The 18,582-nt window shown below is 37.3% G+C and carries 10 protein-coding genes; 6 read left to right on the top strand and 4 right to left on the bottom strand.

Annotation, left to right across the window (positions count from 1 at the left end; translation table 11 throughout):
- Positions 1–43: 43 nt before the first annotated feature.
- From ygiD to kdsB, 3 genes are all read left to right on the top strand, one after another.
- Entirely contained in the window at positions 44–874 is an 831-nt protein-coding gene (gene ygiD / locus AAEO57_RS06585; protein ID WP_341690791.1) for a 4,5-DOPA-extradiol-dioxygenase, read from the top strand.
- 138 nt (positions 875–1,012) lie between these two features.
- Positions 1,013–1,576: a magnetosome magnetite crystal formation protein family gene (locus tag AAEO57_RS06580; RefSeq protein ID WP_341690789.1), complete on the top strand. Its 564-nt coding sequence runs from the start codon at positions 1,013–1,015 to the stop codon at positions 1,574–1,576.
- A 94-nt stretch (positions 1,577–1,670) separates the two neighbouring features.
- Positions 1,671–2,402: a 3-deoxy-manno-octulosonate cytidylyltransferase gene (kdsB, locus tag AAEO57_RS06575; protein WP_341690787.1), complete on the top strand. Its 732-nt coding sequence runs from the start codon at positions 1,671–1,673 to the stop codon at positions 2,400–2,402.
- Between the two features lie 247 nt (positions 2,403–2,649).
- Here the strand turns inward: kdsB and AAEO57_RS06570 are convergent, their stop codons facing one another.
- The 4 genes from AAEO57_RS06570 to AAEO57_RS06555 form a co-directional block, all read right to left on the bottom strand.
- The gene (locus AAEO57_RS06570; protein ID WP_341690785.1) at positions 2,650–5,061 is read right to left on the bottom strand and encodes an alpha-ketoacid dehydrogenase subunit alpha/beta; all 2,412 of its coding nucleotides are present in this window, start codon (positions 5,059–5,061) and stop codon (positions 2,650–2,652) included.
- A gap of 188 nt (positions 5,062–5,249) precedes the next feature.
- Positions 5,250–8,000, bottom strand: coding sequence for a gluzincin family metallopeptidase (locus tag AAEO57_RS06565; protein ID WP_341691113.1), 2,751 nt, complete (start codon positions 7,998–8,000; stop codon positions 5,250–5,252).
- A 288-nt stretch (positions 8,001–8,288) separates the two neighbouring features.
- Positions 8,289–9,017, bottom strand: a complete 729-nt coding sequence (locus AAEO57_RS06560; protein ID WP_341690782.1) for an LOG family protein — start codon at positions 9,015–9,017, stop codon at positions 8,289–8,291.
- Between the two features lie 226 nt (positions 9,018–9,243).
- Entirely contained in the window at positions 9,244–10,137 is an 894-nt protein-coding gene (locus AAEO57_RS06555) for a dienelactone hydrolase family protein (protein ID WP_341690779.1), read from the bottom strand.
- A gap of 117 nt (positions 10,138–10,254) precedes the next feature.
- On the opposite strand from AAEO57_RS06555, the gene AAEO57_RS06550 reads away from it, so the two are divergent.
- The 3 genes from AAEO57_RS06550 (at position 10,255) to AAEO57_RS06540 (ending at position 18,581) form a co-directional block, all read left to right on the top strand.
- Positions 10,255–11,697 (top strand): sensor histidine kinase, encoded by a 1,443-nt coding sequence (locus AAEO57_RS06550; protein ID WP_341690777.1) that lies wholly within the window; start codon positions 10,255–10,257, stop codon positions 11,695–11,697.
- A 3-nt stretch (positions 11,698–11,700) separates the two neighbouring features.
- The gene (locus AAEO57_RS06545) at positions 11,701–12,132 is read left to right on the top strand and encodes a response regulator (protein WP_341690775.1); all 432 of its coding nucleotides are present in this window, start codon (positions 11,701–11,703) and stop codon (positions 12,130–12,132) included.
- A gap of 83 nt (positions 12,133–12,215) precedes the next feature.
- Positions 12,216–18,581 (top strand): HAMP domain-containing protein, encoded by a 6,366-nt coding sequence (locus AAEO57_RS06540; protein ID WP_341690773.1) that lies wholly within the window; start codon positions 12,216–12,218, stop codon positions 18,579–18,581.
- Position 18,582 lies beyond the last annotated feature (1 nt).

Below are 18,582 nucleotides of genomic sequence, written 5' to 3'. Positions count from 1 at the left end.
ATTTGTGAAAATTTTGTACAATTAGTGTTTAATAATTTTTACCATGACAACACTAAACGATTTACATTCGATTTCGTCAACGTTTTCGAATACAGATAAAATGCCGGTTCTGTTTTTGGGACATGGAAGCCCGATGAATGCTATTGAAGAAAATCAGTTTGTGACTGGTTTTCGTAATCTGGCCAAAACTTTGCCGCAGCCCAATGCTATTTTGTGTATTTCTGCGCATTGGTTTACAAAAGGTACAAAAGTGACTTCCATGCAAATGCCAAGAACAATACATGATTTTGGAGGTTTCCCGCAGGCGCTTTTTGATGTGCAATATCCTGCAAAAGGAAGTCCTGAACTGGCTTTGGAAACCCAAAAAATATTAGATCCGGTACAGGTAGATTTAGACGAACAGTGGGGGTTGGATCACGGTGCGTGGAGCGTCATTAAACATTTATATCCAAATGCTGATGTTCCGGTAATTCAGTTGAGTATTGATTACACCAAATCGGGTCAGTATCATTTTGAACTGGCTCAGAAACTGCAGTCACTTCGTTACAAAGGTGTCCTGATTATCGGAAGCGGAAATATCGTTCACAACTTAAGACTGGTAGATTTCAGGAATTTTGATAAAGACAATTATGGTTTTGACTGGGCAATTGAAGCAAGAGAAACGGTGAATAATTATCTGTTAGACGGCAATTTTCAACCCTTGATAGACTTCGAAAAAATGAATAAAGCAGTTCAGTTAGCGGTTCCAACTCCGGAACATTATCTTCCATTGCTTTATACATTAGGTTTAAAAGATAAAACCGATGAATTGGATTTGTTTAATGATAAGTTATTAGCCGGTTCTTTGAGTATGACTTCAGTAAAAATCATATAATAAGTTTGAAACCGGTAGCAATAAAATTCAACAAAATCAATACATTGACAAGAATGTCGTAAAAATGTCGCAAATAAACCGTTATCAAATGGAAAGCTTCATAAGTAGTTTTGTCGAAACAATAAATCAAAATTAATTATGAACGAAATTGGAGAAAAAATTAGAGAATTAAGAAAGAAAAAAGGCTTGTCTCAGGAAGAGCTGGCAGACTCTTCAAAAGTAAATTTACGAACAATCCAGCGTATTGAAAACAACGAAAGCGAACCAAGAGGAAAAACCCTGAATTTGATTTGCGAAGTTCTGGATTTAAATGCCGAGGATATTTTGGATTACGGAAAACAGCCAGATAAAAATTATCTGATCCTTTTTCATCTCTCAGTAATCGCATTTTTAGTCATTCCCTTAGGAAACATTATTCTGCCTTTAATTTTATGGCTTACCAAAAAAGATAAAATTATCGGACTGAAAGAAATCGGAGCAAATCTTCTGAACTTTCAAATAATCTGGACGGTTTTTGCTTTTCTTTCGATAACTGGTTTTGTTTTATGTAAAATTTTGCATTATGGACCATATGAAATCTTGTTCTATGCGTTTATTACACTTTATGTCCTGAATGTGATTTTGCCAATACTATTTGCAATTAAAATAAATCAGGGAAAGACCGAAAGCCTGTATCCAAATCTGATAAAATTGGTGAAATAGTTTCAAAACATGTTGGGTTAAAGCCTTGCTAATTATGTTTTTTATCTAAGTTTTGAATACTTACATTTGCTTGACGATAAAAAATAAATTTAAAATGAAAATAATAGCTGTAATTCCGGCGCGATATGCATCCACACGATTCCCTGCAAAACTCATGCAGGATCTGGGAGGGAAAACTGTAATATTAAGAACTTACGAAGCTTCTGTTGCCACAAAATTGTTTGATGATGTATTTGTTGTAACCGATTCTGATTTGATATTTGATGAAATTGTTTCGAATGGAGGAAAAGCCATTATGAGCATTAAAGAGCACGAATCTGGAAGTGACCGGATTGCAGAAGCTGTTGCAAATCTTGATGTTGATATTGTTGTAAATGTTCAGGGAGATGAGCCTTTTACAGAAGCCGAACCCTTAGAGCAGGTTTTGTCTGTTTTTAAAAATGATGAAGAGAAAAAGATTGATCTGGCTTCGTTAATGCGTGAAATTACAAATGAAGATGAAATCAACAACCCTAACAATGTAAAAGTGGTGGTAGATCAGTCACAGTTTGCTTTGTATTTCTCAAGATCTGTAATTCCGTATCCAAGAGATAAAGATGCTGGCGTACGTTACTTTCAGCATATAGGAATTTATGCTTTTAGAAAACAAGCTCTGTTAGACTTTCACAGTCTGCCAATGAAATCCCTGGAAGCTTCTGAAAAACTGGAACAGCTTCGTTATTTGGAATTCGGTAAAAAAATTAAAATGGTCGAGACAACCCATGTTGGAATTGGTATTGATACTGCTGAGGATTTAGAGAAGGCGAGGGGTGTTTTGGGGAAATAATTTTTGTTGTAGAATTATACTGATGAAACTAATTTGATTTCTCGAAAGCGCTGATTTATGTATAATCTTGTCATTTCTACCGGAGGGAGAAATCACACAAGAAATTCCGCAAAGTAGAAAGCCAATCTTTGTCGAGCTTTCTAGTGCGATTTCTCCTTCGTCGAAATGACAAACTTGTGTAAAAACAAAAAAAGCTCCAAATCAATTGATTTGGAGCTTTTTTTATATTTAAAAGCGAAAAGAATTCTTAATACAGGCTTGGAAATTTACCTGGATTAACTTCATTCATCATATCATACACTTTCTCAAAAATATCTTCTGCTGAAGGTTTAGAGAAATAATCACCATCAGTTCCGTATGCGGGTCTGTGTGCTTTTGCAGCAAGGGTTTGTGGTTTGCTGTCAAGATATTTATAAGCATCCTGTTCTTCCAGAATTTGTTGTAAAATAAAGGCAGAAGCCCCACCCGGAACGTCTTCGTCAATTACTAACAAGCGGTTTGTTTTGGCGATACTTTTTACAATATCTTTATTTATATCAAACGGAAGCAATGATTGAATATCAATTACTTCGCAATCAATTCCTAGTTCCAGTAATTCTTTAGCAGCCTGTTCTACCAATCTTAATGTTGATCCGTAGGAGACAAGTGTAATATCTGAACCTTCTTTTAGTGTTTCAACTACGCCAATCGGAGTTTTAAATTCCCCAAAGTTCAAAGGTGTTTTTTCTTTTAAGCGGTAACCATTTAGACATTCGATTACTAAAGCCGGTTCGTCAGTTTCTAAAAGAGCGTTGTAAAATCCTGCTGCCTGAGTCATATCTCTCGGTACCAAAACGTGAATTCCGCGAATAGCGTTGATAATCATTCCCATTGGAGAACCGGAGTGCCAGATCCCTTCCAGACGATGTCCGCGGGTTCTGATAATTAACGGTGCTTTTTGCTTTCCTACAGTTCTGTATTGTAATGTAGCCAAATCATCACTCATGATCTGAATGGCGTACAATAAATAGTCTAAATACTGAATCTCGGCAATTGGTCGCAAGCCTCTCAAAGCCATACCAATTCCCTGACCAATTATAGTGGCTTCACGAATACCAACATCGGCAACACGAAGCTCACCGTATTTTTCCTGCATCCCTTCTAAGCCTTGGTTTACGTCTCCAATGTTTCCAACATCTTCACCAAAAATTAAAAGTTCAGGATATTTAGAAAATAAGGCATCGAAGTTATCACGCAGAATCATTCTTCCGTCTAAATCCGGTTTTGCATTATCTGAATATTCAGGAAGTACCTGTTGAACGGACAAGACGTTTTGCTCTGATTCAGAATATAAATTGCTGCTGAATTTAGGTTGTGTTATTGAAATATAATTGGTAATCCAGTCTGATAATAAAGATTTGCTATTTGGAACTTCAATAAATCGTAGAATTTTGCGGGCTATAACCAGCATTTCCTTTTTTAAAGGAGCTTTGATAGCTTTTAATTCAGCAATATATTTATTGATTTTATCTTTATGATTGATACTCGCCGCAGAAATTTGCTCTAATAATACTAACAGATTTTTTTGATCTTCAATGATTGGATTGATGAAGAGGTTCCATGCTTCTTTTTTAGCTTCCAGAACTTCGTTTTTTATTTGGGCTTCCATTTCGTCCAGTTCTTCAGGAGATGCAATATTGATGGCAATCATCCATAAACGCATCTGACGGATACAGTCGTAATTTTTCTCCCAGGTCAGTCTTTCTCCGCTTTTATAGCGTTCATGCGATCCTGAGGTAGAATGTCCCTGAGGCTGTGTCAGTTCGTTTACGTGAATTAAAACCGGAATATGCTGTTCGCGTGCAATAGCGCCGGCTCTTTCGTAAGTAGAAACCAGTTCGGCATAATCCCAGCCTTTCACCCTGAAAATCTCATACCCTTCTGAATCCTCATCACGTTGGTAACCTTTTAAGATTTCAGAGATGTTTTCTTTTGTTGTTTGATGTTTTGCATGTACTGAAATTCCGTACTCGTCGTCCCAGATACTCATTACCATTGGAACCTGCAGGACTCCTGCAGCATTTATGGTTTCAAAAAACAAACCTTCAGAAGTACTTGCATTTCCGATAGTTCCCCAGGCAACCTCGTCTCCGTTTACAGAAAATTTATCCTTGATTTCGATTCTATCCACATTTCTGTAAATTTTTGAAGCTTGTGCTAACCCAAGTAATCTTGGCATTTGAGCGGCCGTTGGAGATATATCTGCGCTTGAATTTTTTTGTTTGGTAAGGTCTTTCCAGGAACCGTCTTCGTTTAAACTGTGTGTTACAAAGTGCCCGCCCATTTGTCTTCCGGCAGACATTGGATCAAAGTCCAGATCGGTATGACCGTATAAACCTGCGAAAAATTGTTTAGGGGTAAATTCGCCAATTGCCATCATAAAAGTCTGGTCACGGTAGTATCCTGAACGGAAATCACCGTTTTTAAAAGCTTTTGCCATGGCAAGTTGCGGGACTTCTTTTCCGTCACCAAATATTCCAAATTTTGCTTTTCCTGTCAATACTTCTTTGCGGCCTAACAGACTGCATTCCCGACTGGTAACCGCAATTTTATAGTCATTTAATACTTCAGTTTTAAAATCCTCGAAGGTTAATGTAGTATTGCTTTTTTCTGTAATCATAATCTGGGATGGTCATGTTTAGGTTGCGAAATTACTCAAAATCTACCAATAATCATAATTCATTAAAATAAATATAATTTAATTATTTGTAGCTAAATTCAAAAAACTACGTATTTTTTTTGAGTGATTTTCATCAAAAACAATGTTATGCTAATAATAATTTATGTTTTTGTTTAAAAAATGAATAATTAAAACCATTTTCGGGTAAAAAGATTGACTAATGTTTTGGGAGACAAGGTGATAACAAATCTGAGTTTTTCGTTGTATTTTGGCTGAGAAATTTCCCATCCGTTATTAGAATAAACCGGGAGATAAAGTTCAAAATAGTCCTGTACAAGGTTCAGTCTGATACCACTGTCATAAACAAAGTGTTCGCTTTGCTGTTTATTTTTTGTAAAACCCAGATCTCCGTACGCTTCAATCCAGTTCCATATCGAATAACTTGTGTTTAAAGTGGTCATCCACTGGTTGGCATATCGTGGTTCAATCATAGATTTAAAACCACCTTCGGCCATGACATACTGCTGGCTGAAAAATCCGGTACTTTCAGATCTTCCGTAAAAATTATAATCAAATAAATAATCGGTAGGGCGGTCTAAACCAAAGCTGAAATAATCTGAATTTGTCCTATTGTATAAAAAAGCTCCGGCAAACAATCTCACATTTAATTTGCGATTGTTTTCAAAAAGCCTTCTGTATTCAATTTCTCCGGCTAGTTTTCCGAAATCTCCTGAAAACTGTACATCGGTCATAAAACTAAAATGATTAATCAATTCGGTTTTGGTATTCAGGTAACGAAGATTAAAAACAGAATAATTAGGGCTTGAATTGTCGGTTATGTATTCACTCGCTTCCCGATTTACAATTACCTGACGGGCGATGATAAATTGCTTTCGGTTGTCTCGGAAATCTTCTTCCCGAATTCGAAACTGCACCATCGGATTTAGTCTGAAATAGGTAGCATCTGGAGCATAATGAAAATAATTCTGACTGATAGAATATCTGATGTTATATAGTCTGCTGTCACGATAATAATGATTCAACGAAAAAGCAGATGAACTCGAAAATGTTCCGGCCTTAATAGAGTAAGAAGGATTAATATCAAACGTAAACGGCTTGTCTAAAATCGTTTTGTTATGAAAACGGATTCCGGGCGCAATACCATCATAATAATTATAAGCAACTGTTGGGACATATAATATTTGATTGTAATATGGATCTTCTAAATCTTTTGCAAAATTAAATTTGATAGGGCGATTTGTAATTACCAGACTTTTTAACGATTTCCAGTTGTTTCTCTGGTTGTATTCAGGAACTTCATTATCGTAATTTAAAACAATTTTATCTGCATTTTTTCTTTCGAAAACATATACAGAATCATTGCTTTTAGGCTCAATCCATTGTTTGAAAACGATGTTATTTTTTTTAAGACCATAAACAGGAATCGGAACAAAAATGTCTGTTTTGTTTTTTATCGAAAAACGAATACTGTCTTTGGTTCTGGAAACATCGTCAAATTTATAATCGATAATCTCACGTGAACCAATGATAGTTTCAAAAAACCAATCAATTTTTTTGGGGCTTTTTTGGGTCAGTATATTTTCAAAATCGTATCGGTTTACCTGTTGTGTTTTGTTTAGGTTATAAAATTCCTGAACACTTTCAGGCACAATATTATGGTTTAAATAATCGTCGAGATAACTCAGGCTCAATCCTGCCCGATATTTACTGGCAATCTGCTCGTTGAATTTAATGAGTGTGTTTTTTGGATCTCCCAATGGCTGATCCAGGTTTTTTCGGGCCATGAGCATGTAATAATAGCTGTACTGCTCGTTAAATGTCAGATTGGTAATGTTGTAACTTTTAAAGAGTTTCATTTCCGAAAGCCTGCCCAGCATTTTTTGATCCATGTGGTTTTCTTCCATGAATTTCATCATCGTATAAATCTGGATTCCGTCATAGATCCAGTTGTCTTTTCGCGGATCAAGGCGAAGACTGTACTGAAGATAATTGTTTAAATAGGTTTTTAAGAAAGTAATTTCAAACATGAATTCATCAGTAAACGGACTGATAAATGATGGCAGCTGATTAAGTCCGTAAAAAGGATTTCGGTCATAATCTGCCTGGGAAACGGTAATTTTTTTATGCGGGTATTTTCCAATAAAATCATTAGCAAAAGTGATTACCCTGTTAATAATTATTGCTTTTTGTATCTCGTTGAGTCTTTTGTTTTTTAAATTCGAAACAACTTCAAGTTCGCCATTGTTATAACTATTGAAAGTGTTTTGTTTTTCGATAAATAAATTAAAATCGGTTCTTTTGCTTCCTGAAAAAATGTAGCTACTGAATGTTTGCGAGGAAGTGTTTTTTGATACAGAATCCAAATCTGTGGTAATGCTATACTGATTGGGAACTTTTATTTCTAATTCATAATCAGTCACAGCATTTGCGATGTCATCAAGATTGAGATTATGATATTTTATAAAACTATGATTTTCATAACGGGCTGGACTCAAAAACCAGTTTCTTAAAGCCATTCCGCCATTTTGCGTATAGCCGTAATGCGTAAATTTATCGCTTGGAATTTTAGAAATATAAGTCAGATGCAAATCAATTTTACTGTTGGGAGCTAATTTGTTTTTCAGTTTAATTACAATAAAATCAGGATTTTCAATGGTTCTTTGCCATTCCAGAGCCATGAATTGCGTATCTGTCAGATCAAGAACCGTTGTGTTTCCACGTTCTTCGGGTTTGGCTAAGTGAAAACCTTTGTAAAATTCATCGGAAAACCGAAGTGCCAGCGGAGTATTTTTATCAGAGAAAGCATTATTCCAGTCGTTTAAAACAATAGAATCCAAAGAGTCGTTTGAAGTATTATGATAAATAATATCCTGTTTTACATGCAGTGTTTTGAGTTCAAGATTCACCGCCACTTCCATCTTAGACTGATGTTGTGCATATTGTTTTAATGAGGACATCAAAACAAAAACGAAGAGAACAATTTTAAAAAATGATTTCAATGATGGCTTTAAATTAGGATATGACTTAAGTTATCGGCATAGTACTATATCGGTTTTATTGTAAAAATAGTATAAAAAAAGCTGTTTAAAAAAACAGCTCTCATTTTTTGTAATTTTACTATATAAGTGATTTAAGAAATTATAAGTTTTTTTAGTTTATATGATTCACGTTTAAATAAACTTATATCACTTATATGGTGGGAAAGATTAAAAGTTTGGACTTAAATCGTATTTCTTGTAGAATTTATCCAAAACCTCAACCACTTCATCTTCAGTGTCTACAATTTTGAATAAGTTTAAATCATCGGGGCTTACAGTATGCATTTTTTCAACCAGAACTGTTTTTACCCAGTCGATTAATCCGGACCAAAATTCAACCCCAACTAATATGATTGGAAACTTGCCAATTTTTTTGGTCTGAATCAGGGTAATCGCTTCGAACATTTCGTCTAAAGTTCCAAACCCACCCGGCATTACTACGAATCCTTGTGAATATTTTACAAACATTACCTTTCGTACAAAAAAGTAATCGAAATTCAGGTTTTTATCATGGTCGATATACGGATTAAAATGCTGTTCAAAAGGCAATTCGATATTCAGACCAACAGATGTTCCGCCTCCTGAATGAGCGCCTTTGTTCCCTGCCTCCATAATTCCGGGACCTCCGCCTGTAATGACACCGTAACCTGCTTTACTAATTTTGTAGGCAATTTTTTCTGCCAGTAAATAATATTTGTCATCGGGCTTTGTTCTTGCAGATCCAAAAATAGATACACAAGGACCAATACGTCCCATGCTTTCGTATCCGTTTACAAATTCGGCCATGATTTTAAAAATTGCCCAACTGTCATTGGTCCTGATTTCATTCCACGTTTTTTGTTTTAAACGATCCTGAATTACTTTATCCTCATCATTATCAAAATCTTCTAATCTCATTTTGCGTATTATTAATTTATTATTTTACTGAAAAGCTTTTTTAGAATTTATATTAGAAAACAACAGCTTTGACATGTTCTAAAAACTGGCAAAGCTGTTGTACTAAATTAACTCTTTTTTTGAAAAATGTTATAAAAACATAGTGTTTATTCCCTCGTAAAAATAACAGTTTATTTTAACTGTTTTATTTCTATTGTTTTATGAAAAATAAATTTATGCATTCGTTTTATTTTTTCACCAACTTCTCCTTAAAAAAGTCAATAGTTCTTTTCCATGATAAAGTTGCGGCTGCTTCATCGTATCTCGGTGTTGTATTGTTATGAAAACCGTGGTTGACTCCCGGATAAAAACAAGCCGTGTTTTCTACTTTGTTTTTATTAAGTATTTCTTCAAAAGCGGGCCATCCTTCGTTTACACGGGTGTCAAGGCCAGCATAGTGTAGGAGGAGCGGAGTCTTTATTTTTTCGGCATCTTCTTTTGTAGGCTGTCCGCCATAATATGGAACGGCTGCCGGTAAAGATGGTATTTTAACGGCCATCATATTCGAAATCCATCCGCCAAAGCAAAATCCGACAACACCGACGTGACCGTTACAGTCCTTGTGTGATTTCAGGTAATCATACGCAGCAATAAAATCTTCCAGCATTTCCTCGCGGGTTCTCTTTTTTTGAAGCTCACGTCCTGCATCATCATTTCCGGGGTAACCGCCCAATGGCGACAACGCATCAGGTGCCAGCGTGATAAAGCCTTCCATCGCAGCTCTTCTTCCAACATCTTCAATGTAAGGATTTAATCCGCGGTTTTCATGTACGACAATAATTCCGGGTAATTTTTTTTTGGCTTCTGCGGGCTGAGACAATTGGCCTTTAATACTGCCTCCGCCTTTTGGAGAATCATAGTTGATGTATTGTGTTTGTAATCTTGGATCAGTTGGAGGTATTAAAATGCTATCTGCGTAATTAGGCATCATAAAACTTAAAAGCGAAGGGAGAGTAAGCGTTCCGACAGTAAAAAGAGATAATCTTTCAATAAACTGTCTTCGTTCAATTTTGTTGTGGGCGTAGTCATCGTACAAATCGAATACCTCCTGGGAAATGTCTTCTTTGGTTAATTTTTGCATGGCTGTTGGTTTTTGAAGGTAAATTAGAAATTATCATAAAAGTAAAAAATATAGATTTAGGAATGTTTTTTTATTATATTTATTAGCTATAACATATTGGTAAATATATTTTTAGTAATGAAATTATCTACTCAAATACTTTTAGCGTTTACCGTGATAATTTTGTTGTCTGTCGCAGACTCTTATACCAACTATATGTTGTCCAGAAAGGTTCAGCGCAATTCACAGTTTCTGGCCAAATCAGAAGAAATAATTCGGAATTCTAATAAAACCCACAGGGCAATTATTGAAATGCAGAGCGCTTTCAGAGGGTATCTGTTGACAGATAATGAGGTGTTTTTAGACTCATACTATAAAGGACTTAAAAGTGTACCGAAACTATTACAAGAGCAAGAACTTCGAATTGGGAGTCATAATAAACAGCGCATCATATTAGATTCAATTCATACCATGCATAATAACTGGCTCGAATATTCATCTTTGTTAATTCATGAGCGAAAACAATCTTCGGAATCGTATAAAAATCTTTTTGAAAATGCTTTAAAGAAACAGGTCGGTAAAAAAATAAATGATGAAATCACTGCTAAATTTTTAAGGTTCGACCGAATCGAATATAAAAAAAGAAGCCATCATACTGAAAGACTGCTGACTTCCTTGCATCATGCCCGTACATTTTCGCTCATTTTTATTATACTGACTATTGTAGTCGGAATTTTCAGCACTGTATTTATCATATTAATTACCACAAAACGAATTAATTCTATGGTAAATCTGGCTGAAAATATTTCGAAGGGCAAATTTACCAGCGTAAAAGATACCCGCAATGATGAATTATCTGCTCTGGCTATTTCACTTAATACCATGTCTGAAAAACTGGACAAAAATATTTTGGAGCTAAAAAACAAAAATAACGAACTCAATAAATTTGCCTATGTCGTCTCTCATGATTTGAAAGCACCCATCAGAGGAATTCATAATGTAACAACATGGATTGAAGAAGATTACGGCCATGAACTCTCGCAGGAAGTAAAGAAGTATTTAAAGATAATACCTCAAAAAACGCAGCGAATGGAAGCCCTCATCAACGGATTGCTGGATTATGCCCGTTTAAACCTTAAAAACCAACCCGAAAAAATAAATACAAATACATTGGTTCAGGAGATTGCAAATTCTATTGTTCCGAGGACTTTTGTACTAGAAATTGGTAATCTGCCTGATTTGTTTACTGAACGTATTAAACTCGAACAGGTTTTTGCCAATCTGATAAGCAATGCGGTTAAATACACCCCTCAGGAGGGAGGAATAATTCAAGTTAATTGTAAAGTATTCCCTGATTTTTATGAGTTTTCGGTAAAAGACAACGGGATTGGAATTGCTGTAGAATATCATCAAAAAATATTCGAAATATTTCAGACACTTCGGGAACAGGACGAGCAGGAAAGTACCGGAGTGGGTTTGGCTATCGTAAAAAAAATAATTGACGATCAGCAGGAAACGATTACGATTAAATCGGAATTAGGCAAAGGCACCGAATTTATTTTCACATGGAGAAATAATTAAATTATGAAAAAACCAACAATTTTGCTCATTGAAGATGATGAACTGGATATTATAAGTGTAGAACGTTCTTTAAAGAAAATAGAAAGCGAATATGAACTTCACACCGCTTATAACGGAATCGAAGCGCTGAAAATTCTTCGGGATTCCGAGTTAGGACTGATTCCGGATGTTATTCTTCTAGATGTCAATATGCCCAGAATGAACGGGATAGAGTTTTTAAAAGTTATTAGGGAAGATGAAAAACTAAAGAATTTAAAAGTTTTTATTATGACTACCTCTTCAGAAGGCAGCGACAGGTTTGAAGCAGAACAGTTAGGGATCTCTGGTTATATCATTAAACCTTTAAATTATACTGATAATTCAAAAAGATCAGATTCTATGGATGCTTTCGTGCAATTCCATTTAAGGAAAATATTATTTGATGAAAACATATAAATCGGTTGATTTAAATTGAAATTTGAGTTTTAATTATTAAGGTTTCAGGATTTTTTTTAATCATTCTATAAAAGAACTGAAGTATGAAAAAAATAAAAAAAAGCAGCACTGTAAATGCTGAAAGTGTATTGGTACTTCCGGTTGTTTCGGGGGAAAAGTCTTTAAAAACAAAAACGAAGAAAACCGATTCAGAAGAGTCTATATTGAATGATGCAGAGTTTTTGAAAATTTTACTTAAGGTTAAAAATGGTAATTTCAGTCAGCGTTTTCCAACCGATCAAAACGGAACAAAAAGATCGATTTGTGAAACTTTAAACGAAATTATTGATCTTAACGAAAGAATGGTTTTTGAGTTTCAGAAGGTAGGAAAAAGCATTGGAAAGCAAGGAAAGTTAACAAACAGGGTAGCGCTTGACGGCGCTAGAGGTTCCTGGAGTTCCTGTGTTGATTCGGTTAATACTCTGATTTCAGATTTGGTGCATCCTACCATTGAAATTGCGCACGTAATCACCTCGGTAGCCAAAGGAAATTTATCTCAGGAAATGCCCCTTTCGATTGAGGGAAACCCACTTCAGGGAGAGTTTTTAAGAATTGCCAAAGAGGTAAACGGAATGGTAAAACAGCTGAACTTATTCTCAATGGAGGTAACCCGTGTAGCACGTGAGGTAGGTACAGAAGGTAAATTAGGCGGTCAGGCAAAAGTTCGTGGTGTTGGAGGAGTTTGGAAAGATTTGACCGACTCAGTAAATAAAATGGCTTCGAATTTAACAGGACAGGTACGTAACATTGCCGATGTAACCACAGCGGTAGCTAAAGGGGATCTTTCGAAAAAAATTACCGTTGATGTAAAAGGAGAAATCTTAGAATTGAAAAATACCATTAATACGATGGTGGATCAGCTGAACTCATTTTCTTCTGAGGTAACCCGTGTGGCGCGTGAGGTAGGAACCGAAGGAAAATTGGGAGGTCAGGCACAGGTAAAAGGTGTCGGCGGAACCTGGAAAGATTTAACGGACTCCGTAAACCAGATGGCAAGTAACTTAACTGGTCAGGTACGTAATATTGCCGATGTAACCACAGCGGTAGCAAAAGGAGATCTTTCGAAAAAAATTACCGTTGACGTAAAAGGAGAAATCTTAGAACTTAAAGATACGATTAACACCATGGTGGATCAGCTGAACTCATTTTCATCTGAGGTGACCCGTGTGGCTGTTGAAGTAGGATCCGAAGGAAAATTGGGAGGTCAGGCAAAAGTTCGAGGAGTTGGAGGAGTTTGGAAAGATTTGACCGATTCGGTAAACCAGATGGCATCAAATTTAACGGGACAGGTACGTAACATTGCAGAGGTAACAACCGCTGTTGCGAAAGGTGACCTTTCGAAAAAAATTACAGTAAACGTAGCAGGAGAAATTCTGGAATTGAAAAATACCATCAATACCATGGTGGATCAGCTGAACTCATTTGGTGCCGAGGTAACCCGTGTGGCGCGTGAGGTAGGTTCTGAAGGAAAACTGGGAGGTCAGGCAAAAGTAAAAGGTGTGGGTGGAACCTGGAAGGATTTAACCGACTCTGTGAATCAGATGGCGTCGAATTTAACAGGTCAGGTGCGTAATATTGCTGAGGTGACTACTGCTGTTGCAAATGGTGACCTTTCGAAAAAAATTACAGCAGTTGCTGAAGGAGAGATTCTGGAACTTAAGAAAACGATAAACACCATGGTGGATCAGCTGAATTCGTTTTCATCTGAGGTTACGCGTGTGGCACTTGAGGTAGGAACCGAAGGAAAACTCGGAGGTCAGGCAAAAGTGAAAGGAGTTGGCGGAACCTGGAAAGATTTGACCGATTCGGTAAACCAGATGGCATCGAATTTAACAGGACAAGTGCGTAACATTGCGGAAGTAACAACAGCGGTAGCAAAAGGGGATTTATCCCGTCAGATTACAGTTGATACCAAAGGAGAGATTCTGGAGTTGAAGAACACCATCAATACAATGGTGGGGCAGTTGAACTCGTTTGCATCCGAGGTTACTCGTGTGGCGCGTGAGGTAGGAACTGAAGGAAAACTGGGTGGTCAGGCTCAGGTAGAAGGGGTTGGAGGAACCTGGAAAGATTTGACCGATTCGGTGAATCAGATGGCTTCGAACTTAACGGGTCAGGTACGTAACATCGCCGAAGTAACTACTGCGGTGGCAAAAGGCGATTTATCACTCCAGATTACTGTTGACGTAAAAGGAGAAATCTTAGAGTTAAAAAATACAATAAATACCATGGTGGATCAGCTTCGAGGTTTTGCTTCGGAGGTAACCAGGGTATCAAGAGAGGTAGGAACAGAAGGAAAACTGGGAGGTCAGGCCAATGTGCCCGGAGTTGCCGGAACGTGGAAGGATTTGACCGATTCGGTGAATCAGATGGCAGGTAATCTTACCGCTCAGGTTCGTAATATTGCCGATGTAGCGATTGCCGTAGCAAATGGAGATATGTCCAGAAAAATTACGGTGGACGTTCGTGGAGAAATTCTTCAATTGAAAGAAACCCTGAATACAATGGTGGATCAGCTTCGTGAATTTGCATCCGAGGTAACCCGTGTGGCCCGTGAGGTTGGAACAGAGGGAAAACTGGGAGGTCAGGCCAATGTGCCGGGAGTTGCAGGAACCTGGAAAGATTTGACCGATTCAGTAAATCAGATGGCAGGTAACTTAACCACTCAGGTGCGTAACATTGCTGAGGTAACAATTGCTGTAGCCAACGGAGATATGTCGAAAAAAATTACGGCCGACGTTCGTGGGGAAATGCTTCAGCTGAAAGAAACGGTAAATACGATGGTGGATCAGCTGCGTGCCTTTGCATCCGAGGTTACACGTGTGGCACGTGAGGTAGGTACTGATGGAAAACTAGGAGGACAGGCTTTCGTACCCGGAGTTGCCGGAACGTGGAAAGATTTGACCGACTCGGTGAATCAGATGGCATCCAACTTAACAGATCAGGTGCGTAACATTGCAGATGTAACCAAGGCAGTTGCAAATGGGGATCTTTCCAAACCAATTACGGTTGATGTAAAAGGAGAAATCCTTGAACTCAAAAATACGATCAATACCATGGTAGATCAGCTGAATTCGTTTGCATCTGAGGTAACCCGTGTGGCACGTGAAGTAGGTACAGAAGGAAAACTTGGAGGACAATCTGAAGTAAAAGGTGTAGCCGGAACCTGGAAAGATTTGACGGACTCAGTTAATGTAATGGCTTCAAATTTAACATCTCAGGTGCGTGGAATTGCGAAGGTTGTAACATCAGTAGCCAAAGGTAATCTGAAACAAAAATTATCGATAGACGCTAAAGGAGAAGTGGCACAATTGACAGATACTATTAACGAAATGATTGATACGCTTGCCACCTTCTCCGATCAGGTAACCACTGTGGCACGTGAGGTTGGGGCAGAAGGAAAACTGGGAGGTCAGGCCAATGTACCTGGAGCTTCCGGAACATGGAAAAACCTGACTGAAAACGTAAACCAGCTTGCCGCAAATCTTACCACGCAGGTACGTGCGATTTCTGAGGTGGCATCGGCGGTGACACAGGGAGATTTAACCCGAACGATTGGTGTTGAAGCCAAAGGTGAGGTTGAGGCTTTAAAAGATACCATCAATCAGATGATTTCGAATCTGAAAGCTACCACATTACGAAATCAGGAACAGGATTGGCTGAAATCGAATCTGGCGAAATTTACACAGATGCTTCAGGGACAAAAAGAACTGAATTCGGTGACTAAGAAAATCCTTTCAGAACTGGCGGCGGTAGTAACAGCGCAGCACGGACTCTTTTATATTTTACAGGAAGACGAAGAATTCATGGATTCCAAACTGAACCTGATTGCGTCTTATGCGTATATTAAAAGAAAAAAATCACTTACGCAATACGCAATGGGAGAAGGACTTATCGGACAGGTAGCTCTTGAAAAAGAAAGAATTATTTTGAGTAATGTTCCTAAGGATTATATCAAAATCAATTCAGGGTTAGGGGATGCAAAACCTAAGGACGTTATCATTTTACCGGTGTTATTTGAGGGACGATTAAAAGCGGTAATAGAACTGGCTTCATTGGATACTTTTAGTGAAACACACCTGGATTTCCTTGAAGGTTTAACAGAAAGTATCGGTATTGTATTGAATACGATTGAATCTAATTCGAGAACGGAAGAATTACTGGTGCAGTCGCAATCTTTGGCAAACGAGCTGAAAAGTCAGCAGGAGGTTCTGAAAAACACCAACGAAGAACTAGAAGAAAAAGCTATTTTGCTGGCCAATCAAAAAGAGGAAGTGGAGTTGAAAAATCAGGAAGTAGAGGTTGCCAGAAAAGCATTAGAAGAAAAAGCAGATCAGCTCACTTTAACTTCCAAATATAAATCGGAGTTTTTGGCGAATATGTCACATGAGCTTAGAACGCCATTAAACAGTTTGCAGATTCTGGCCAACGAATTGATTGCAAACCGGGACGGAAATTTATCCGAAAAACAGATTCAGTTTGCCAAAACCATCAATTCCTGCGGGGATGACCTTATTCAGCTTATTAATGATATTCTTGATCTTTCCAAAATTGAATCCGGTTACATTTCGATAGATTACAATCCGATTAGTTTTGCAGAGATTAGTCGATTTGTTGAGTCTACCTTTAACCCTATTTCTGAGGCTAAACATTTGCGTTTCAAAATCAGTATGGATGAAGATCTTCCGGAATTGATAGAAACAGATTCGCAAAGGCTGAATCAAATTCTGAAGAATCTTTTGTCAAACTCCTTTAAATTTACTGAAAAAGGCGAAGTGCAGCTTAAAATTTACAAAGCAGACAATAACTGGAAAATCAGTAATCCGAGCCTTGAAAAAGCAGAAGCGGTAGTAGCTTTCGAGATTTCTGATACCGGAATTGGAATTTCAAAAGAAAAGCAAAATATCATATTTGAAGCCTTCCAGCAAGCAGAAGGTTCAACCAGCCGTAAGTACGGAGGTACTGGTTTGGGATTGTCTATAAGCCGCGGACTTTCGGATTTATTGGGTGGAAGTATTGAGCTGGAAAGTGAAACTAATATCGGAAGTAAGTTTACTTTATTCCTGCCTTTAAAATATGCGAACATTTCAGAAATAAACGAAATTGACGTAGACGAAGATAATGAAACAGACGGAAAAGGCCGTATCAAATCATTACCATCCGAAAAGTTTAATAAATCAGATATAGATTTATTTTTTGTGGATGAAGTAGGCGATGACAGGACTGACATTAAACCAGATGATAAGATATTATTAATCGCCGAGGACAATATCATTTTTGCTAAAATTATGGTAGAACAGGCGCATAGAAATGGAATTAAGGCCATTGTAACCACGAAAGGAAACGATGTGATAGATTTTATCCATCAGTTTCATCCTCATGCCATTACGATGGATCTTAATATGCCGGACACCAGCGGCTGGAAAATCCTCGACAGGCTCAAAACAGATTTTAATCTGCGCCATATTCCAGTCTATATTATTTCCGGGGAAGATGAAAGAAATAAAGGATTAAAACGAGGTGCACGAAACTTTTTCCTTAAGCCGGTAAAAAATGATTCGCTGAATTATCTTTTTAATGATATCCATGATTTTAAAAATAAAAAAATAAAAAATCTTTTAGTAGTTGATGATAATCAGGCTGAATTAGACAGAATCCTTCAGGCTGTTGAGGGGGATGATATTATGATTTTTACAGCCAAAACACTTGCGGAAGCAGTAAAACTCATACAGGAAAAATCGTTTGATTGTATTATATTAGACTTGGTATTACCCGATGCAGGCGGACTCGATATTATTACAGATCTCGAAAATAATATTGCGGGTCAGGAAACGGCTATAATTATACATTCCGCTGGTGATTTGACCAAAAAACAAAAATTAAAACTAAACAGATTTGCCCATAGTATTATTACAAAAAGTGCTGCCTCAATGGAACAACTGACAGACCAAACTGCTTTATTTATGCATCGTGTCCATAAAGAATTACCTCAGGCAATGAGAGAGGTTATAGAGGCGTTTTATCTGAAAGAAGATGTATTGCCCGGCAAAAAAGTACTACTTGTAGATGATGATGTACGTAATCTGTTTGCAATGACTACAGCTTTAGAACGATACGGATTGAATGTTATTTGTGCAGAAAGTGGTCAGGAGGCAATTGAGATCTTAAATAGCGATAAAAATATTAATATTGTCCTGATGGATATCATGATGCCCGAAATGGATGGCTACGAAACAATGAAACGTATCCGGAATGACCACAGGCATAAAGATCTGACTATTATTGCAGTAACGGCAAAAGCAATGAAAGGAGACAGACAGCGCTGTATAGAATCTGGTGCCTCAGATTATATGACCAAACCTGTCAATGTAGAACAACTGTCTTCGCTTATGCGTGTATGGCTTAAATAAT

Origin of the sequence: Flavobacterium calami, from assembly GCF_038290035.1 — a bacterium.
In the GTDB taxonomy this organism is placed as follows: domain Bacteria; phylum Bacteroidota; class Bacteroidia; order Flavobacteriales; family Flavobacteriaceae; genus Flavobacterium; species Flavobacterium calami.
The sequence above is the reverse complement of the archived record's forward strand: the minus strand, read 5'-3'. Positions and strand labels throughout refer to the sequence as shown.